Consider the following 21,091-nt stretch of genomic DNA (forward strand, 5'->3'; position numbering starts at 1 on the left):
GATTTCTTATGTTTATAAATGACTGGCCTTACTTTTTGATAAAGCGTTTAATCATTTTTGAACCTTCAGTCTCTACTTGAATGACATAAACGCCAGCTTCAAGTCTCGACACATCAATTGTGTTTTCAAAATTACCTTTATGAACCGCTTGACCTAGAAGGTTAAATATAGTTACAGAGGTTGCTTCTGCTCCTTGTAAGCTTATATTTAATTCCCCACGAGTAACTGGGTTAGGAAAGATTGAGAAGTCTCCTTTTCCAAAGTCTGTAAATTCCGTATCACCTTCTGTATCTCCACCAAAGGCTGCACTACTTGATACATTTACAATGTAGTCTTCTACCTCTCCATAGTTAAAGCTTCCACAAGCAGCTGGCACAGCGTTATATCTCATAACCACTCTCATACGAGTAGCTCCTTGAGCCGCTCCAGAAGGTACTGTGATAGTACCACTTACCGGTGTAGCCTGCGTTGCAGAAATGGTAAGAGCCGTTTCTCCAGCATCTGCAAAGTCACCATCACGATTCCAGTCTACAAAAACAGCATAACCTTCACTGTAAGTGCTTCCTGGCCACTCTGGTGTTATAGTGATTGTTGCATTACCACTTAAGGCTGTTGAGATATTTGTAAAGTCTTGGTATCCGGCAGCATTTCTACCAGAAGCATTATCTATACTTCCTATCTGCACACGTGCGATATACTCTTCTGTACTGTTATTACCGTTTGCTGCACAGTATCCTGTAGGTGGAGTTGTGGTGTCATCTCCTCCGCCTCCAGCAGTAAGAGCAACATTATCTATTGCAACATCAGACTGCCACGTACTACCTGTAATACGGTTAAAACGTAACTGAACTGTACCTCCCGTATAAGCATCTAAGCTCACGGTAACTGCATTCCACTGGTTGCCTTGGTTTCCTGTCTGGTTCCATAGGCTTGTCCAGGTAGTACCACCGTCTGCACTCGCTTCTAGATCTACTTGACCTCCATCTGTCGAACCATACATATGATAATCAAATGTAAAGTTTGCCTCTGTCTCTGTAGATAAATCAAAACAAGGAGAGTTTAATATTGCTCTCTTGTTTGGGTATCCTGTACCGTTACCAGATGCTTCTACAAACATATAGAAAGATCCTTGTGATCCAGAAGATGGTCCTGTACCACTAGAAGGTGTTCCAGATGCATCACGTGTCCAGTTTATATCATCACTGCTATCTTGAGTCCATTGACCAAGTCCAGCTTCAAAACTTTCACTATATCCTGCTCCAGCGGTTGCTGTACAACCCGATGGAACTGTAGTAGTCTCTGTAGTGGCTGTTGCCGTATTACTCGCTCCAGAAACATTACCTGCCTCGTCTTTTGCTCGTACAGTAAACTGGTAAGTAGTTCCCTCTGCAAGACCAGTAACATTTGCGGTAGTCACTGTAACTTCTCCTAGGTTATTAGATCCTTGGTATACATCATAAGCTACCACACCTATATTATCTGTAGAAGCGTTCCAAGATAATGCAACACTAGAGGTTGTTACATCTGTAACAACAAGACTTGTAGGAGCTGTAGGAGCTTGCGTATCTGCCGGAGCAGTACCTTCTATAGCAAATCCATCTATAGCAATATCACCTTGCCAAGAGGCAGATGTAGTTGCTCTAAATCTTAATTGTGTAGAGGCATCATATGCCGCAAGACTTACCGTTGCATCTTGCCAGGCAGCTCCTTGATCTCCACTTTGAGACCATAACTCTGTCCACGTTTGTGAGCTATCATCTCTAGCTTCTAGTCTCACTGTACCTACTGAGTTACCTGTCATCTGGTAACTAAAAGTAGCCTCTGCAGCATTTACTCCTGCAAGGTTAAAACAAGGTGAGTTTATTGTAGTAGTCTTACTTCCAAAGTTAGGACTAGATGCTTCTACATAAATATAATATGATCCTTCATTTGCACCAGAAGGTCCTGTACTGTTAGAAGGTGTTCCTCCTGTACGAACTGTCCAGTCAAAATCATCTGATGTGTCTTGTGACCAAGCTCCTAAAGTATTTTCAAACCCTTCAGAATATGGGAAAGAACTCACAGTAGAGTTACAAGATGCTGGTGGTGGTGGTCCAGAACAACCACTTGTAAATGAAGCGACTTGATCTGTATTTGTATTTGTACCACCGTTACTATTTTCTACAGCATCTACACCTACACCTCTTCTTGCAAAAGCGTCCCATATTAAACAGTTATACTGTCCTCCATAAAGATCTTGATCTGCTTGTAATATTCCATCACGTCCAGAAACATATCCAGGGTTATTTGCCGTATTCTTAAGACCTTCTATAACAAGAGCCATTGCGATGTTGTTACCACCTGTACCATTATACTGGTCATTATCATATCCTTCTAGATCTATAAGATCCCAAGTCATATCCCATAGTATCGTTGCAAAACCATACCCAACACCGTGAGGTACCACAAGGCTACTTACGTCATTATAAGTAGTACCATTTACAGCAAGATCTGTAGCATATCTCGTAGGTCTAATACCTGCTCCTGTAGTAGGCTGTCCTATAGCATATGTACCTACTCCTCTAGCAGTATCTCTAGTATCTCCTGGGCGTATAGTCATCACTAGACCTAACCAGTCTGACCATCCTTCACCCATTTGCTCACTACCTCCTAAGGCATTTGTACCAGGACCTCCTACAAGACGTGTAGAAATACCGTGACCGTACTCGTGGGCAATAATCACGTTGTCAAAATCTCCATCACGAGTAGGATTTGTAAATAAGAACATTTGCATTCTCGGGTTACTTCCATCTGGTGGTGTTGCAAAGTTTGCGTTATTTGTACCACTACCATCTTGGGCATCTGCATTTACAGAATCGCTTCCTATACCACCTTTACCATAGTTATTTTCTTGAAAATTACCTGCTGCCTCTGTAAACCCATACTGGTACCACACATCGTGCATAATATTATTCCAGTAAAATAAATTTGTAGTTGCTGCTGGTAAAAATGTAGATGGGGTATTATTTAAATTAAGTGCAAAGTCAAAGTTAAGAGCGCTCCCACCATTAGGACTTGTTCCAGAACCATTGTTACCATTTGTATCATCTTGAGCTAGAACGTTATTTCCTCTTGTAGTAGTAAACTCTGCTCCTGCAGAACCATTTGTATCGTGCCACCCGTATGGTGAAGCATTTGCCACAGCTGGATCTGTTACTATCGCGCGGTTACCGTGACTAGGGCTTTCTATACCTAGCGGGTACACATTATAAGAGCCTCCACCTACTACTGCAGCTGCAGAGCTAGCTTTTACCGGACCGTAAATAGCATCTTCTTTTGCATTAGAACTAGTATGATTGTGCTCGCTGTGGTTTGGATCTTCCCAAGAGCAAGACACTACCCAATCTTCGGTTTTTAATATCTCACCTGTAGCAGCATCTACATTTACATTCCACCAGTGTTGAGCATCTAATTGATAGATTGATACATTCCAAGTAAGGTGTAATTTGTTTCCTACAGATAGGTATCGCTTTTCTACTTTAATAGGCTCTATACTTATACCTGAGTTTGCATACTCAAAAGTATTACCGCTAGATTTTGTTGCCGAAAGATTGCGAGGTGCTTGCATCTTATGATGCTGTACCACTTTTTGTATCGCATTTTCTGGAGATAAGCTAGCAGCAGCTCCAGCACTCTTTGTTGCTACATCTTTAATAAACTGGTTAATCTCATAAGTAACCTGTCCATTTTTTACGGTAAGTTTATATGTTCCGTTTTGGATAGGGATTCCTTGATACTGCTGTTGCACATAGACGTGCTGTATTTCGGGGTTGAGTGATGGGACAATATCTGTAACTGTCCATTGTGCAACGTCTGTAGTTTTTAAGCCTACTTCTTCTGCGTTTCCGCTCAAATATTTCTGGACAATGCCATCTACACTTTGAGCAATTGCTGTCGATCCTGCTAGGAGTACCAGTAGGACAAAAGAGTACAATTTCTTCATAATTTGATTATTAGATTAATGTTGGAGAATTTTAATTAAAAATGGATTGTTTGTAATTTTTTAATTAAAAAATGGTATTTGAATCGTAAATAACGCCAATTCTTTGATTAAATCGTAATCTTTTCGATGAACTACACATTTTTTTTTAACAAAACATTAATAAATACCTAATGTTTACGCAAGTACCCCATATGCTAAACAAGAATTGTAGTTCCTTAATTAATTAGAATAAAAATAGACCAGGCTAGACCATTGTTATAGTTTACCATCTGGCATATAAAAAACGTATTTTTGAGTAATGCAATCGCGAGAACTTCTTTCTGTAAAACAGCTTCATATATCTTTCCGGCAGCAAGGAGAGGTAAATGAAGTGATACACGGTATCTCTTTTGATTTATACCGTAATGAGATACTTGCCATTGTAGGAGAATCTGGTTCCGGAAAAAGTGTATCATCCCTCGCGGTGCTGGGTTTACTTCCTAAGAAAAACACACTTATAGAAGGTAATATCATTTTTGATGATGAGTCCCTAGTTCATCTGTCTGAAAAAAAATTTCAAACCATAAGAGGTAATGAGATTTCTATGATTTTTCAAGAGCCTATGAGCAGTCTTAATCCTTCTATGCGATGTGGAGAACAAGTAGCAGAGATTTTGAGAAGGCATACTACGCTTTCGCGAAAGCGTATAAAAAACGAAGCACTAGCACTATTTGAAAAAGTAAAACTCCCTACTGCCTCAAAAATTTATGAGGCTTATCCTCACGAAATTTCTGGAGGTCAAAAACAACGGGTAATGATTGCAATGGCTATTGCTTGTAAGCCTAAAATTCTCATTGCAGATGAGCCCACAACGGCACTAGATGTTACGGTTCAAAAGGAAATTATATTACTACTTAAACAATTACAACAAGAAACCGAGATGAGTGTGATTTTTATATCTCACGACTTATCGCTGGTAAGTGATATTGCAGATCGCGTTCTTGTAATGTATAAAGGTGATATTGTAGAAACTGCAGAAGCACAACAACTCTTTAAGTCACCTCAACACGAATACACAAAAGCACTACTAAGTGCAAGACCGTCGCTAGATGAGCGACTCAAAAAGCTCCCTACTATACAAGATTACCTAGACAACACAACTGCTTCTGAGGTGCAGTCTAAAACAGAGCGCGCTGCACATCTTAAAAAACTATACGACCAACCAGCATTACTAGAGGTTCATAATGTTGAGAAAACATACTTTTCTAACAGTGGCATTTTTAGCAAAGACAAAGGTTTTAAAGCGGTAGATGATGTTTCTTTTAAAATTTATGAGGGAGAAACGCTAGGTCTGGTAGGTGAGTCTGGATGTGGTAAGTCTACGCTAGGGAATGCGATATTACAGCTAGATCGAGCAACAGCCGGACATATTTTATATAAAGGGATAGATATTACACGTTTAAGAGGTAAAGCGTTACGTAGCTTACGTAAAGAGGTGCAAATCATTTTTCAAGATCCGTTTGCTTCTCTTAACCCAAGATTAACCGTGGGCCAGGCTATTATTGAACCTATGGAAGTGCATAAACTATATGACTCTACAAAGGAGCGTAAAGAACGTGTATTGCAATTACTAGAACGTGTAGGTCTAGAGAAAGAACATTATAATCGATACCCGCACGAGTTTTCTGGAGGGCAGCGCCAGCGCATAGGTATTGCACGCACTATAGCTGTAAACCCAAAACTTATTGTGTGTGATGAGTCTGTAAGCGCGTTAGATATCTCCGTACAAGCACAAGTGCTTAATCTACTTAATGAGCTTAAATTAGACTTTGGGTTTACTTATATTTTTATATCTCACGATCTCGCAGTAGTAAAATATATGTCTGATCAACTTGTGGTGATGAACAAAGGTATGATAGAAGAAATGGGGGATGCAGATGCTATTTATGAACAACCTCAACAAGCATATACTAAACGACTTATAGGAGCTATACCTAAAGGCATCTAGTCACTATAGTTATATCATAAATACTTTTCTTGCTAGTTTTATACAGTTTGATGTAAAGTAGAAACTATTTTGAACTCCAGTTGCGAGTTGTCTGGCTGAGTTTGTAATTTTTTTCATTCTTGCGTCAAATAGGGATTAAAACAAAATCCGCAGGGCTCCCCCCGCGGATTTCTAACAAATCATAACTCAAAACACTCTTATACGTTTAAGCTATACTATATGATGAAGCGAAATGTAGATTATCGAACTTACCTTGCACTTCATCGGAATCAATTACTTGATTTGGGAATGTAAATGTAAGATAATATTATAAATAGACAACGACCAAAAGTGTAGAAATAAGCGTCAAATGTTAATATTTTGTGTATTTCATCGAATAATTTAGTTTTTAGTCGATATTTTATCTCAATGTTTAAAATTAATGCAGGTGCATTTTCATAAAAAAACCACTCTAAGAGTGGTTAAATATTTGTGAGATTCTTCCGTTTTTCCGTTTTCCTTTCTTTCTAGGGTGGATAACTTCTTCTACTTCGTAATAACTACGCCCATAATTAGACCTTTTATCTTCTCCAAGTCTTTTGGCAACTTGGTTTGTCATACGTATTACAAATTCCTCCTCTTTATTAGGATAAGAAATATCATTACCGGCGCTATCTATTTTCTTTTTACGCGAAGTATGGTTTAATTTTCTAGCTTTATAATCTTCTGTTTCAAACAGCTCATTATAACAGTGTATTAACTCGTGAGCGAGTACTGCCATAGGAGAATTGTACCCCTTATTTTTTGAAAACCATCGCTTACGATGATTCTTTCTAAAAACAATACCGTGTGTGTCATAAAACCCCACCGTATTTGTAGACGGCCTGTAATAGTTCTTGCGCTCTGAGTACACGATATTAATGCCATTTACCACATCTGCTACTAATACATCTATGATATCTAGCGTTTTCTTTTCTCCCTCGTCTATATATGTAATCGTAAGAGCATTAGTTCTATATAAATAATCTAATGCCATAAAGGTATTACTCAAAAAACGATCACCTAGTTGCTCATAGTCTCTCCCGTCTACATATGTATAAACGTGTGGTGTATTATGTAAATCATAGATAATCATACCTTAGAATTGCATCTCTGGTATATCTCCCTCCACAAGTAATGTGCCCTCTGTGGCCGCCTGTATCTCTTCTACAGAAACTCCAGGTGCACGTTCTAATAATTTAAACCCATCTGGTGTCACCTCTAGTACCGCAAGGTTACTTACTATCTTCTTTACACAACCTACGCCCGTGAGTGGTAAGCTACATTTTTTAAGAAGTTTAGAAGCCCCTGCTCTGTTGGTATGCATCATTGCCACGATAATATTTTCTGCACTTGCTACAAGATCCATAGCACCTCCCATACCCTTTACCATTTTACCTGGTATCTTCCAGTTTGCTATGTCACCATTTTCGGCAACTTCCATTGCTCCTAGTATGGTTAAATCTACGTGCTTACCACGTATCATACTAAAACTGGTAGCACTGTCAAAAAAGCTAGCGCCAGGCAGTGTTGTGATGGTTTGTTTTCCGGCATTTATAATATCTGCATCCTCTTCTCCATCATAAGGAAAAGGCCCCATACCTAACACTCCGTTCTCACTTTGAAACTCTACTTCTATATCATCGCGTACATAGTTTGCAACTAGTGTAGGTATACCTATACCCAGGTTTACGTAGTATCCATTTTGCACCTCTTTTGCGATGCGCTGTGCGATTTGATTTTTATCTAATGCCATAATTAATCTCTTGTTCTTACCGTGCGTTGCTCTATTCTCTTCTCGTACGTCTCTCCTTTAAAGATGCGCTGTACAAAAATACCTGGTATATGTATCTGGTTAGGGTCTAGCTCACCTACGGGTACAAGTTCTTCAACTTCGGCCACAGTGATGGTTGCTGCTCCACACATATTAGGGTTAAAATTACGTGCCGTTCCTTTAAAAATAAGATTACCCGCTGCATCACCTTTCCAAGCTTTTACAAAAGCAAAGTCTGCCTTAAATGCGTGCTCTAGCACATACATCTTCCCATCAAACTCTCTTGTCTCTTTACCCTCTGCTACTTCTGTACCGTAACCCGCTGGTGTATATATTGCTGGAAAACCTGCTTGAGCCGCTCTACAGCGCTCTGCAAGTGTACCTTGAGGTATTAACTCTACATCAAGCTCACCGCTAAGCATCTGGCGTTCAAACTCGGCGTTTTCTCCCACGTAGCTAGAGATCATTTTTTTAACCTGCTTCTTCTGCAATAACAATCCTAGGCCAAAATCATCTACTCCCGCATTATTAGATATACAGGTGAGATTATCTATATTAAGTTCTACTAGCTTTGCAATAGCGTTTTCTGGAATACCACTCAGGCCAAACCCTCCTAGCATCATCGTCATACCGCTGGTTACACCTTCAAGAGCCGCATCTACTCCGGCAACTTTTTTTGTTATCATATTCTTGGTTTTGAATGATTAAAAATACGGATTTTGTAATTGATTACGCTTTCGCGAAAGCGTACTTATCATATTGATAGGTATAAAAAAAGAGTGTGATAGACTACCACACTCTTTTGAAACTTTATTGATACTACGTTTATTAAAAATCTAGCTCATCTGGAAGCTCATCGTTTACGCCTTCACTTTTATAATTATCACAATCTATGGTAATAGAAAGATCTTTAGGCTTATCAAACTCACTTTTTGAGATTTTTAAATCCTTGTTTTCATAAACGTCTTTCATATACATACCCCAGATAGGTAGTGCCATTGTAGCTCCCTGACCATAATTAATGCCTGGGAAGTGCACCGCACGATCATCTCCTCCTACCCACACACCGGTAACCAGGTTTGGGACAATACCCATAAACCATCCATCACTTTGGTTTTGAGTTGTACCCGTTTTACCAGCAATTGCGTTTGTAAATCCATAAGGATACCCTGTTACTGCTTTTCTATACACAGGGTCTTTGCCTCTCCAAGTATGACGTAATCTTGATCCAGAACCAGATCGGGTTACTCCCTCCATCATCTGTAAAGTTACATAAGCAGACTCTGCACTTAGTACATCACGTGTTTCTGGCACGTGCTGGTAAAGAATAGTCCCGTTTTTATCTTGTATAGTACTTACTATTTGTGGTTTTACATATACCCCTTGATTTGCAAAAGCCCCGTATGCAGAGACCATCTCATAAAGACTTAAATCTGCAGTTCCTAAAGCAATAGATGGTACCGCAGGAATTTTACTAGTGTCTACCCCTAGCTTGCTTACTAAGTCAATTACTGGCTCTGGGCCTACTTTATCCATTAGTCTAGCAGATACTGTGTTTACAGATTCAGCAAGTGCTTTTTTCATTGTGATCATTCCACCCATCTCGCCTCCAGAGTTTTCTGGACACCAGTCTTTAGTATTACCGTGACTTCCTGCCGCAATACAATAAATAGTATTAGGCAAGGTATCACAAGGAGAGATTTTGAGTTGGTCTACCGCGGTGGCATATAAAAATGGCTTAAAGGTAGATCCCACTTGTCTCTTTCCTAACTGTACGTGATCGTACTGAAAGTGTGTCATATTATTACCTCCTACCCAGGCACGTACTTCACCGGTTTGTGGCACCATAGACATCATACCGGTACGTAAAAACTTTTTGTAATAACGTATAGAGTCACGAGGAGTCATTACTGTATCTATCTCCCCTCCCCAAGAGAAGATGGTCATATCTGTCTTTATATCAAAAGACTTTCTTATTGCATCTTCAGACTTTCCTTGGGCTTTCATTTTACGCCATCTAGAAGAACTTTTTATAGCGTTGTTAAAAATTCTGTCTACATCCTCTTCTTCTATATCTCTAAAAGGCGCCGTTTTATTTTTTTCGTTTTGTCTATCAAACTCTTTTTGCAATCTAGGCATATGGGCTGCAACAGCATCCTCTGCAATTTTTTGCATACGCGAGTCTATGGTAGTGGTAATGGTAAGACCATCTCTATAAATATTGTAATAAGTAAGATTACCTTCTAAATCCTCACCCTTTGGGTTTTCTTTTATCCAAGAGGCCATAAACTTCTTTAGGTTTTCTCTAAAGTAGGTAGCAATACCATCTGCGTGGCCTTCTGGTGTAAACTTCACCTCCATAGGTAGCGCTTGCAGGGAGTCTTTTTCGGCAGTGGTGATCATACCGTTTTTCTCCATCTGCTTGAATACCTGATTACGTCTTCCTAGAGATTTTTCTCTAGAAATTTTACGATAAGGGTTGTACTGACGAGGGTTTTTAAGCATCGCAACAATTACTGCACTCTCGTGTAGCTCAAGCTCTTCTACATCCTTATTAAAATAAATACGTGCGGCAGAGCTTACCCCTATGGCATTAAACAAGAAGTCTTGTTTATTGAGATACATTGCAATAATTTCTTGCTTTGTATACTGTCTCTCAAGACGAGTTGCGATAACATACTCCTTGATTTTTTGAGCATAACGCTTCCATCCTCTAGCCGCTTGACCTGTAAATAAAAGCTTTGCAAGCTGCTGTGTGACTGTACTTGCTCCACCCTTTTGACCTAAATAAGCAAAGGCTCTTGTAGTCCCTCTAAAGTCTATACCAGAGTGATCATAATAACGCTCATCTTCTGTAGCAACGAGAGCATCTACTAGGTTTTGTGGTAGTTGCTCATACTTGATAGGTGTTCTATTTTCATTATAGTAAGTTCCTAACTGCTTTCCATCTACAGAGATGATTTTTGTAGCAAGGTTACTCTCAGGGTTTTCTAACTCTTCAAAAGTAGGAAGCTCTCCAAAGGCGTTCCAGCTAGCAAGTAAGAACACCAGTATCACTAGTGCTAAACCTCCTACAAATAGTCTCCAGAACCAAGAAATGTATTTACTGTAATCTCCACTACTCTCGGCAGTTTTTTTTGGAGCTTTTTTTGTTGCCATAGGTGTTTTTATTCTTGTTTTTCTATGCGTAAGCCTACTTCGGTAAGTCCTTCAAGATTTGAATCTCCATCTATATTACCGTTTTTTCTTACTGCGTGTTTTATGGTAAAGGTGTAGGTTCCGCTTTCGCGAAAGCGTACTCCTTCTCTATATATTAATTTACTTTCTTTTATATCTCCAAAACCGTCTCCCATCCAGGTGCCATCTGGGTTTGCCATCTCATACTCTAGTGTATCTGTAATGGTTCTACCACGCGGAAACTGCATTTCTGTTATTAAAAACAGGTTGCTGTACGGGTATTCATTATTGTTGCGCACAGTGATAAATGTATCGTATACCTGCATACTATCTAGCTCTGTAACTTCTAGCACAACAGGCTCGTCTATCTTCCAAGAGTCACCTAGCGAAATGTAACTATGGTACTCCTGCTTTGAATCGCAAGAGGAACAAAGTATGATGAGTATACCTAGTAATACGTTACGCATTAGGTTTTGGTTTATGAGGGCGCTTTTTATTTCTGTTATTTGGTTTTGTGCCACCTTGTTTTTGTCCTTCTTTTTGAGGTTTTTGAGTGGTTTTACCCTTCTGGCCGCCTTGCTTAGGTTTTTTAGGACCTTTAGGTTGTGAGCGCTTTGCTTGTGGTTTATTATCACTATTGCTACGCTTTTTCTTGCGATTGTTGCGGCGCTTGTTTGTTGTTTTTGGCTTATCAAAACGGGTGAGACTGTCTTGCCCTACCACGTTGCCAAAATCTACAGTAGTCTCTACAATAAGCTCTGATGCAAATTCTTCTAGACTTGCAACAGGTTCTTTTTTTCTATTTGCAGTGATAATCTCATTTGCGTGATCTGTGGTGAGCTCGTGCCAGTTCATCCACTCGCCTTCATAAGCATACCATAATCTACCCTGAAAGATGTCTATCTTCTGGCATACTGCTGTACCCTTCTTAGTATAAAGTTTTGTTTCTGTTTTTGGAAAACTCTTTAAGGCATCCATATAAGCATCAAGCTCATAATTGAGACAGCACTTTAATTTACCACATTGCCCTGCAAGTTTTTGAGGGTTAAGTGATAGTTGCTGGTATCTCGCTGCACTGGTTGTTACAGATCTAAAATCTGTTAACCACGTAGAGCAACATAACTCACGACCACAAGACCCTATGCCTCCCAGACGAGCTGCCTCCTGGCGTAAACCTATCTGGCGCATCTCTATACGAGTACGGAACTCTTGTGCAAATTCTTTTATGAGCTGTCTAAAGTCTACACGATCTTCTGCCGTGTAGTAAAAAGTAGCTTTTGAGGCATCTCCTTGAAACTCTATGTCTGAGATTTTCATCTGTAGTTGTAGGCGTATTGCGATCTGTCTCGCACGTACCTTCATAGGTTCTTCCTTCTCACGAGCAGTAGTCCAGATATCTATATCACGCTGTGATGCTTTACGGTAAATTTTAAGAGTGTCTGGTGTGTCTTGTTTTATTTTCTTGCGTTTCATTTGCACGCGCACAAGTTCTCCGGTAAGGGTTACCATCCCTATATCGTGACCAGACTCTGCCTGTGTCGCTACAATATCACCTATACTCAGGGTGATTTTGTCATCATTTTTATAGTAGTTCTTACGTCCGTTTTTAAACCGTACTTCTACATAGTTAAAAGCTTCTTGTCCCTCTGGAAGAGACATATTAGAAAGCCAGTCAAACACCGTAAGTTTATTACATCCATCTGTCCCGCAGGTTCCGTTGTTTTTACAACCTTTAGGAGATCCGTCTGCACCTGTGCCACAATTGCCACACGCCATATTATTTTATATTTAGAAGGTTTATCACTCTATATCAATCACTGCGACTGCAACAGTAGTGTAAACACGTTATTTTTTTGTTCAAAACTGAACTATGGATAAAGATAGGTAATCTCAAGCGCCTTTGCCAAACAGAAAATTGTAAGTTCTACTTCTACAGTCTTACTTCTTAAAAGCTAGCTTCTCAGATCTTCCTTTCTTAAATATCTTATTACTATTTCCTTTACCAGAACGTAATTTCTTTTGCTCTTCGTATGGTAGTGCGTTTATCTCTGCACACTCTGTAGAGCAGCAATTTTGGTTTGCTTTTGCACACTCTTCACATTGTATAAATAGAAGGTGGCAAGCCTCATTTGCACAGTTTACGTGCTCATCACAAGGGTCTCCGCACTGGTGACAGTTAGAAATCACATCGTCAGAGATGCGCTCCCCGCGACGATGGTCAAAAACAAAGTTCTTACCCTTAAATTTATTATCAAGCTTCTCTGCCTCTACCTGGCGAGCATATTCTATAATACCTCCCTCAAGCTGAAACACGTTTTTAAAACCTTTATGTTTAAAATAAGCACTAGCCTTCTCGCATCGTATCCCACCGGTACAATACATTACTAGCTTTTTATCTTCTTTGTGGTCTTTGAGGTCTTCTTCTATAATATCAAGACTATCTCTAAAGGTATCTACATCTGGAGTGACTGCATTTTTAAAGTGACCTATCTCACTCTCATAGTGATTGCGCATATCTACAAGCACCGTATTATCATCTTCTATGAGCTCATTAAAGGTAGATGCATTTACGTGCACACCTTTATTAGTCACATCAAAACTTTCATCTTCTAGACCATCTGCCACAATCTTGTGACGCACCTTTACCTTGAGCTTTAAAAAAGATTTATTGTCCTGCTCTCTAGCTATATTAAGGCGTACATTTTCTAAGAAGTTTATACCATCTAGGTGTTCCTTAAACTCTGTAAATCGCTTTGCCGGCACAGACATCTGGGCATTAATCCCTTCGTGAGCGACGTATATTCTACCTAAAGCCTCCATCGCGTCCCAGGCAATGAAAAGGTGATTTCTAAAAAGTTCTGGATTACCAATTTTATGGTACTGATAAAAAGAGAGTGTAAGACGTTCTTCCCCGGCTTGTTCTATAAGCTCTGCTCTCTCTTTTGCGCTTAGTTTATTGTACAGGTGCATACTATACTTTGTTTAAGTTAAAAGAAAAATAATTCCGGCAAAGGTACATTTTCTAATCTCAAGGCACAAAAAATGCCTCTACATCGATATAAAGGCATTTTTTGTGAATTGTGGCTAATTCAGATTTTTACTTATTAATAATTCTCATAAGTACTATTTTATATCACTATCTCGCTTTGGGCCTTCCTTTTCATACGTTCGTGCATCATTTTAAAAACGGACATATGTTAAGGGAATTATTGTTTTATTAAGGGTTAATAATTCAACTTACAATACTACTTCATAGTAAAGACGTAAGAATTCCAAATGGTTGCGTTGTGACATATATTTTATCACAGTTGTCTGGTAACAAACACCTTAATTGATCCTTTAAAATGATTATTGCTTCTATAATAGTAGTCATACCGTGTCATTAGGAATAATTCCTTTATAAATTAGTAAAGATTCCAAATTTTAGTATCTTCGCCATATCAATTTAATATTGGGCGCTATAATTCTGAGTAATTATACACTTAGAAATGATGTTAAAAAGTATTACGCTTTCGCGAAAGCGAACCTTGCTTAAGCCTCTATTAAAAGTTATTTTTACAAGACAAAAAAGAAGATATGAGCAGCGAAAAAGATGCAAAATTAAAAGCCTTAAAGCTTACCCTTGATAAACTAGACAAAACGTATGGTAAGGGTGCCGTAATGAAAATGGGCGATCAAGCCATAGTAGATGTAGAGTCTATACCTACTGGATCTTTAGGTCTTGATGTAGCACTTGGTGTAGGAGGATATCCTCGCGGTCGTGTTATAGAAATTTATGGACCAGAATCTTCTGGTAAAACCACCTTAACACTACACGCTATAGCAGAGGCACAAAAAGCTGGAGGTATTGCAGCATTTATTGATGCAGAGCACGCTTTTGATCGTTTTTATGCAGAAAAGCTCAATGTAGATATAGATAACCTTATTATATCGCAACCAGATAACGGAGAGCAAGCTCTTGAGATAGCAGATAACTTGATACGCTCAGGCGCTATTGATATCGTAGTAATTGACTCTGTAGCCGCACTTACACCTAAAAGTGAGATAGAAGGCGAGATGGGAGACTCAAAAATGGGACTTCACGCTCGATTAATGTCACAAGCACTTCGTAAACTCACGGGATCTATAAGCAAAACTAACTGTACAGTGATTTTTATTAACCAACTTCGTGAGAAGATTGGGGTAATGTTTGGAAACCCAGAAACTACTACGGGTGGTAATGCTCTTAAGTTTTATGCTTCTGTACGTTTAGACATACGTCGTTCTACGCAAATAAAGGATAGCAATGCAAACGTAATGGGTAATAAAACTCGTGTTAAGATTGTTAAAAATAAAGTAGCGCCACCTTTCCGTATGGCAGAGTTTGACATTATGTATGGAGAAGGAGTTTCTAAAGTAGGAGAGATTATAGATATAGGTGTTAACTATGAGATTATCAAAAAAGCCGGTTCTTGGTTTAGCTATCAAGATACTAAGCTAGGACAAGGTAGAGATGCTGTAAAAGCATTACTACTAGATAATCCAGACCTTATGGAAGAACTAGAGACAAAAATACACGCTGCCATAAAGGTGAGCAACGAGTAAAAACTCAATATGTTTTATTTAAAAACCTCCTGCTCAGGAGGTTTTTTTTGTTACTACGCAACCTTTATAGACATTTTGCATCTACTTAGTGCAAACTAGAATAAAAAACCCCTGTTATACGAAGAGACGTGATTATACGATATCACAAAGTGGAAGAAAGAACCCTTTAAAAAGATATCTGTTCTTATATTTAATGAGAACATAAACAAAACCAACAACAGTTGAGTCAAGACCAACTCATAAAAAACTGTAAGAAGAAGCAACCTAAGGCACAGGCCGATTTATACAAGCGATATGCGAGTGTACTTTTTTCTGTTTGTCTCAAATATGCTCCTAATTACGCCGAAGCGGAAGACATTCTGCAAGATGCGTTTATAATCATATTTGATAAGATTACCCAGTATAAAAATAAAGGTTCTTTTGAGGGTTGGTTAAAAAGAGTCGCTATCAATACTGCGTTACAACGGTACCGTAAACCAGGAGTTTATAGCCTTGTAAATGAAGAAAATATAAAAGAAGTAGAAGTCGAGGTAGAAGAAGATGCTATCCCGCTAGATTACTTACTTAGTATTATACAAGAGTTGCCAGATCGTTATAGAATGGTTTTTAACCTTTATGTAATGGATGGCTACTCACATAGAGAAATATCAGAATTGCTTACTATTTCTCAAGGCACCTCAAAGTCAAACCTTGCGCGTGCTAGAATGATATTAAAAGAAAAAATTGAGACGAGCCAGCATAGCTTGCAGAGCAAATCTCACCTATAATAATGAAGGAGAAGAAGAACATAGACAGACTTTTTCAAGAAAAGTTTAAAAACTTTGAAGCACACCCTAGTGATCGTGTGTGGGCTGGTATTGCCCAAAATCAAAAGAAAGATAATCGTACTATCATACCACTATGGTGGAAGGTAGGTGGTATTGCCGCAGGACTTTTGTTACTTTTTGGACTTGGGACCTTGTTTGTTCCTTCTAGCACTAACGAGGTAACACCTATTGTAAACCAAAATACCATCACAACAGAGTCTGGCACAAATCAATCTATAGTTAAAGCCTCTTCAGATAGTAAAGAACAACAGGCATCAGATCAAACAACTATTTTAAGTAATAATCTGCCTGTAGATGAGATTAACTCGTCTATTACAAATCCTGAAGAGAAAGGCAACTTAACAAACCTTACTAAAACTAGTAACTCAGAAGAGAGTAAGGCAACTGCAAATAATTTCAGAACTAATAGACAATTACAAAAAACAAACAAGTCACAAGAACTTATTGCGTACAGCGATGTAAATAATACGACTACATCTTCTACAGAAAAGAAGGCAACTACCACAAATCAAGTAACAAAAGATCAAAAAACAACAATAGGAAAAGAAGATAACCCTACTACTATCGCAGCAAATGAGACAGTTGCCATAAAAGAGAAAGACCTCGTAGAAGAAGCAAAACAAATTGAACTTAACAAAGAAGAAAACACAGTTGCGCTAGAAGAAGAAAACACAAATAGCTCTAGATGGGATGTAGGCGCTGTAGCAGCACCTGTATATTACGGAGATTTTGGAGGGTCTGGACTCGATAAGCAATTTGCAGATAATGATAAGTCTGGCGATGTAAACCTGAGTTATGGAGTTCAAGTAAGTTATGCCATAAGTCCTAAATTAAAAATACGCACCGGTGTAAATAACGTAGATTTAAGTTATAATACTAACGAGATTTCATTTTCTACTAACAGCCTGGGGCGTACATTAAGAGGTGTTAATTATTCTGATAACGCAAAGACAATTGCTATTGCAGATAACAGTACAGCTCAAAATAATTTTAATACAGACGGCGCTATACCAAATATAGGGGTCACTGCAAATGGATCGCTGCAACAACAACTTAGCTATCTAGAAGTACCTCTAGAGGCAATCTATGTTATTACAGATAAGCGCGTGGGAGTATCACTAGTGGGAGGAGTAAGCACATTATTTCTAAGTGATAACGAGGTTATACTTAAGTCTAATGAACTAAGTACCAACCTAGGTACAGCAAGCGGAGTAAATGACGTGAGCTTTACCACAAATATTGGAATAGGATTAGATTATAAAATGACAGATAAGGTCATATTTAATATAGAACCATCACTTAAATATCAACTCAACAGTTTTGATAATACAGTGGTAGACTTTCAGCCGTATTACATAGGTGTGTATACAGGTGTAAGTTATAAGTTCTAGTAAAGAAGCTATGCCAAGTGTAGTTTACTTGGTATTAGGTTAGTTTTTTAGTTGGTTAGGTAATCATTGCGCTTGCAGTGGTAACAAAAAAGGCTCCGCTGGTTACGGAGCCTTTTATTTTTTATGGTGGTTATTACGCTTTCGCGAAAGCGTACTTAATCCCCTTTTAATTCTTCTAAAATTATAGCTCTTGTTTGCTCCCTAAGCGGCTTTTTATCGTCTTGAGTCATTCCTTCTGTAGGTATAAATGAATGTACTTTTGCACGCATCACACCAGGCTCACCTTCAAAGAATGAATAAGGAAATCTCTTCTTATTGTCATAAAACGTCATAGGAACAATAGGCAACTTATGATCTATAGCAAGTCTAAAAGCACCATCCTTAAAAGTGTCTAGCACGATTGAAGTATCATCTGGCACGCCACCTTCTGGAAAAATACAGATACTAAACCCCTGACTGAGCCTGCGCTGTGCTTGATCAAAAACCTGCTTGCGGCTACGCGCGTTACCTCTATCTACAAGAATACAGGTACGTTTATAGAAAAACCCAAAAAGCGGGAGCTTTGCAAGCTCTGCTTTCCCCACAAACACAAAAGGACTTTTTGCAAGGTGCAACATAAGCAAGATATCCATCATAGAGGTGTGGTTACTCACGAGCATATATCCTTTGCCACGCACAAACTTTTCTTCACGAGTCACTTTTGGAAATAATCCCATAAGCAGCATAATTGTACGTGCCCATATTTGAGCAAGTCTAAAAAACATACCATACCAAGTCTCCTTAAGGATACTTACAATAAGTAATGGAGATAATATGAGAATGACCACAAGCATTAAAAAGTAAAACCATACTTTCCAAAGTGCGACCGCTATTTTTCTTAATATGTGCATTCTTCCAAAAATAGGTAATTCAGCCTATGCAATGAACAGAAAAAGTTAACTTTGCTTTTTACTTAAATTTTATGTCAAGAATACTTACCGGAGTGCAAAGTACAGGCACACCACACTTAGGAAATTTACTAGGAGCTATTATACCAGCGATTGAGATGGCAAATAACCCTGCAAATGAGTCTTTTCTCTTTATTGCAGATATGCACTCGCTCACGCAAATAAAAGATGGAGCACAGCTACGTCACAACACCTACAGTACAGCAGCTACGTGGCTGGCCTTTGGTCTTGACATTAATAAAACGGTTTTTTACAGACAGAGTGACGTACCACAAACGGCAGAGCTTACTTGGTATTTGAGCTGTTTCTTCCCGTACCAGCGACTTACACTTGCTCACAGTTTTAAGGATAAAGCAGACCGTCTAGAAGATGTAAACGCAGGTTTATTTACCTATCCTATGCTTATGGCGGCAGATATCTTGCTGTATGATGCAGAGGTTGTACCCGTGGGTAAAGATCAAGCGCAGCATATTGAGATGACGCGCGACGTGGCAAGCCGTTTTCACGCAGCTACAAAAACAGAAGTTTTTGTACTACCAGAAGCAAGCCACAATGAGGAGACAATGTATATACCAGGTACAGACGGCGCAAAGATGTCTAAGTCTAAAGGTAATATCATAGATATCTTTTTACCAGACAAGAAGCTACGTAAGCAAATTATGGGGATAAAAACAGACAGCACTCCTATGGAGGAACCTATGGAAACAGAGGGCTGTAATGTATTTAACCTTTATAAATTACTAGCAACTCCAGAACAAGTAGACCGCTTACGCGAAAATTATAAACGTACAGATTTTGGCTACGGTCACGCAAAGCAAGCTGTTTATGAGGTAATTATCGAGAAGTATGCTGCACAACGCGAGAAGTATGCGTACTATATGGATAACCTCAACGAGATAGATGCTGCATTAAAAGTAGGAGCAGAAAAAGCGACCAAGGTTGCAAATGGAGTGATTGATCGTGTGCGTAAAGTAGTTGGGTATTAATAAACTAAAATAGAAATAGTATGGACATTATGAGCTTTTTAAGCGGTAACGGTTTGTTCCTCATCTTGGGACTTGTATTGATTATCGTAGTTTTGTACAACAAATTTAGAAACAGACGTTAAGTCGTATAGGTTTCAATTTTCGCGAAAGCGAAAACCAATAATACAGTATGTCAAAAATTAGAATTACAAAACAGTTTACCTTTGAGACAGGTCACGCGCTTTATGGCTATGATGGCAAGTGTAAGAATGTACACGGGCACAGTTACAAACTTAGCGTTACCGTAATAGGAGAACCTATTACAGATATGGGCAACGCAAAGCTGGGAATGGTTATCGATTTTGGTGACTTAAAGAAAATTGTAAATAGAGAGATTGTAAACGTTTTTGATCACGCTACCGTTTTTAATAAAAACACACCGCACGTAGAGCTTGCAAAAGAACTATCTGATCGTGGTCACGATGTACTACTTGTAGATTACCAGCCTACGAGTGAGATGATGGTGATAGACTTTGCTGCAAAGATTCAATCATTTTTACCAGATACAATAAAATTACACTCACTACGCCTTTCTGAAACAGCAACAAGCTATGCAGAGTGGCACGCGGCAGATCAACTCTAGATGACTATTAACCTCCCAAAAGGAAAGAAAATATACTTCTCAAGTGATAACCACTTGGGTGCTCCCACTATGGAGGAAAGTAGACCGCGAGAGCGCATATTCTTGCAGTGGCTAGAGATGGCTCGTAAGGATGCACAGGCTATTTTCTTAATGGGGGATCTTTTTGACTTTTGGTTTGAGTATAAAACGGTAGTGCCTAAAGGTTTTGTGCGCACACTAGGCAAACTTGCCGAGATGCGTGATGAGGGCATCGAGATTTATTTTTTTGTAGGGAATCACGACCTATGGATGAACGGCTATTTTGAAGAAGAGCTGGGCATTCCCGTATATCACGACCCTAAAGTGTTTACTATAGATGATAAGAAGTTCTTTTTAGGTCACGGAGACGGCTTAGGCCCTGGAGATAATGGATATAAGCGTATGAAGAAAGTCTTCCGTGGTAAGTTTTTTCAGTGGTTATTTCGCTGGGGACATCCAGATATTGGGATGAAAATTGCTCAGTATATGTCTGTAAAAAACAAGCTCATCTCTGGTGATGATGATCACGTATTTCTTGGAGAAGAAAATGAGTGGCTTGCAGCTTATGCAAAGCGCAAACTTGAGACTGCTCACTATGATTATTTTGTTTTTGGGCACCGTCATTTACCTATGACCATACAGGTGGGAGAAAACAGCACCTATTACAATATAGGTGACTGGATTGCGCACTACACCTATGGAGTGTATGATGAGAATGGCTTTAAACTCGAGGAGTTTCTCAAGAAATAAAGCCTCAAAATCGATTTCATAGTAGACT

The 21,091-nt window shown here is 39.0% G+C and carries 16 protein-coding genes; 7 read left to right on the top strand and 9 right to left on the bottom strand.

From position 1 onward, the window contains the following. Nucleotides 1–28: 28 nt before the first annotated feature. On the bottom strand, nucleotides 29–3,982 hold the full coding sequence (locus Q0948_RS05270) for a M36 family metallopeptidase (RefSeq protein ID WP_298349555.1): 3,954 nt from the start codon (nucleotides 3,980–3,982) through the stop codon (nucleotides 29–31). A gap of 298 nt (nucleotides 3,983–4,280) precedes the next feature. Here Q0948_RS05270 and Q0948_RS05275 point away from each other — a divergent pair, with 298 nt between their 5' ends. Beyond that, nucleotides 4,281–5,969, top strand: coding sequence for an ABC transporter ATP-binding protein (locus Q0948_RS05275; protein ID WP_298349557.1), 1,689 nt, complete (start codon nucleotides 4,281–4,283; stop codon nucleotides 5,967–5,969). A gap of 451 nt (nucleotides 5,970–6,420) precedes the next feature. Here Q0948_RS05275 and Q0948_RS05280 read toward each other — a convergent pair whose 3' ends face one another. From Q0948_RS05280 to Q0948_RS05310, 7 genes are all read right to left on the bottom strand, one after another. Continuing rightward, nucleotides 6,421–7,083, bottom strand: coding sequence for a hypothetical protein (locus Q0948_RS05280; protein WP_298349560.1), 663 nt, complete (start codon nucleotides 7,081–7,083; stop codon nucleotides 6,421–6,423). A 3-nt stretch (nucleotides 7,084–7,086) separates the two neighbouring features. Then, nucleotides 7,087–7,743: a CoA transferase subunit B gene (locus Q0948_RS05285; RefSeq protein ID WP_298349563.1), complete on the bottom strand. Its 657-nt coding sequence runs from the start codon at nucleotides 7,741–7,743 to the stop codon at nucleotides 7,087–7,089. Nucleotides 7,744–7,745: 2 nt separating this feature from the next. Beyond that, nucleotides 7,746–8,447: a CoA transferase subunit A gene (locus Q0948_RS05290; RefSeq protein WP_298349565.1), complete on the bottom strand. Its 702-nt coding sequence runs from the start codon at nucleotides 8,445–8,447 to the stop codon at nucleotides 7,746–7,748. A 142-nt stretch (nucleotides 8,448–8,589) separates the two neighbouring features. After that, nucleotides 8,590–10,920: a transglycosylase domain-containing protein gene (locus Q0948_RS05295; RefSeq protein ID WP_298349567.1), complete on the bottom strand. Its 2,331-nt coding sequence runs from the start codon at nucleotides 10,918–10,920 to the stop codon at nucleotides 8,590–8,592. Nucleotides 10,921–10,928: 8 nt separating this feature from the next. Beyond that, the gene (locus Q0948_RS05300; RefSeq protein WP_298349570.1) at nucleotides 10,929–11,405 is read right to left on the bottom strand and encodes a gliding motility lipoprotein GldH; all 477 of its coding nucleotides are present in this window, start codon (nucleotides 11,403–11,405) and stop codon (nucleotides 10,929–10,931) included. Next, the gene (ricT, locus tag Q0948_RS05305; protein ID WP_035326095.1) at nucleotides 11,398–12,714 is read right to left on the bottom strand and encodes a regulatory iron-sulfur-containing complex subunit RicT; all 1,317 of its coding nucleotides are present in this window, start codon (nucleotides 12,712–12,714) and stop codon (nucleotides 11,398–11,400) included. The genes Q0948_RS05300 and ricT overlap by 8 nt, the downstream gene beginning before the upstream one ends. Before the next feature lie 162 nt (nucleotides 12,715–12,876). Beyond that, nucleotides 12,877–13,908 carry a rhodanese-related sulfurtransferase gene (locus Q0948_RS05310; RefSeq protein WP_298349574.1) on the bottom strand — a complete coding sequence of 344 codons (1,032 nt, stop codon included), beginning with the start codon at nucleotides 13,906–13,908 and terminating at the stop codon, nucleotides 12,877–12,879. A gap of 606 nt (nucleotides 13,909–14,514) precedes the next feature. Between Q0948_RS05310 and recA the strand changes: the two genes are divergently transcribed. The 3 genes from recA (at nucleotide 14,515) to Q0948_RS05325 (ending at nucleotide 17,740) form a co-directional block, all read left to right on the top strand. Continuing rightward, nucleotides 14,515–15,522, top strand: coding sequence for a recombinase RecA (gene recA / locus Q0948_RS05315; RefSeq protein WP_298349576.1), 1,008 nt, complete (start codon nucleotides 14,515–14,517; stop codon nucleotides 15,520–15,522). Nucleotides 15,523–15,743: 221 nt separating this feature from the next. Beyond that, nucleotides 15,744–16,289 (top strand): sigma-70 family RNA polymerase sigma factor, encoded by a 546-nt coding sequence (locus Q0948_RS05320; protein ID WP_298349578.1) that lies wholly within the window; start codon nucleotides 15,744–15,746, stop codon nucleotides 16,287–16,289. 2 nt (nucleotides 16,290–16,291) lie between these two features. Next, nucleotides 16,292–17,740, top strand: coding sequence for a hypothetical protein (locus Q0948_RS05325; RefSeq protein WP_298349581.1), 1,449 nt, complete (start codon nucleotides 16,292–16,294; stop codon nucleotides 17,738–17,740). 155 nt (nucleotides 17,741–17,895) lie between these two features. Here Q0948_RS05325 and Q0948_RS05330 read toward each other — a convergent pair whose 3' ends face one another. Further along, the gene (locus Q0948_RS05330) at nucleotides 17,896–18,630 is read right to left on the bottom strand and encodes a 1-acyl-sn-glycerol-3-phosphate acyltransferase (RefSeq protein ID WP_298349584.1); all 735 of its coding nucleotides are present in this window, start codon (nucleotides 18,628–18,630) and stop codon (nucleotides 17,896–17,898) included. Between the two features lie 71 nt (nucleotides 18,631–18,701). Here Q0948_RS05330 and trpS point away from each other — a divergent pair, with 71 nt between their 5' ends. From trpS to Q0948_RS05345, 3 genes are all read left to right on the top strand, one after another. Next, on the top strand, nucleotides 18,702–19,673 hold the full coding sequence (gene trpS / locus Q0948_RS05335; RefSeq protein ID WP_298349587.1) for a tryptophan--tRNA ligase: 972 nt from the start codon (nucleotides 18,702–18,704) through the stop codon (nucleotides 19,671–19,673). Nucleotides 19,674–19,842: 169 nt separating this feature from the next. Beyond that, complete coding sequence (locus Q0948_RS05340) at nucleotides 19,843–20,295, top strand: 6-carboxytetrahydropterin synthase (RefSeq protein ID WP_035326104.1); 453 nt, start codon at nucleotides 19,843–19,845, stop codon at nucleotides 20,293–20,295. A gap of 6 nt (nucleotides 20,296–20,301) precedes the next feature. Continuing rightward, on the top strand, nucleotides 20,302–21,063 hold the full coding sequence (locus Q0948_RS05345; RefSeq protein ID WP_035328878.1) for a UDP-2,3-diacylglucosamine diphosphatase: 762 nt from the start codon (nucleotides 20,302–20,304) through the stop codon (nucleotides 21,061–21,063). Nucleotides 21,064–21,091: the final 28 nt, after the last annotated feature.

The sequence above is a fragment of the uncultured Dokdonia sp. genome (assembly GCF_947496725.1).
GTDB lineage: Bacteria > Bacteroidota > Bacteroidia > Flavobacteriales > Flavobacteriaceae > Dokdonia.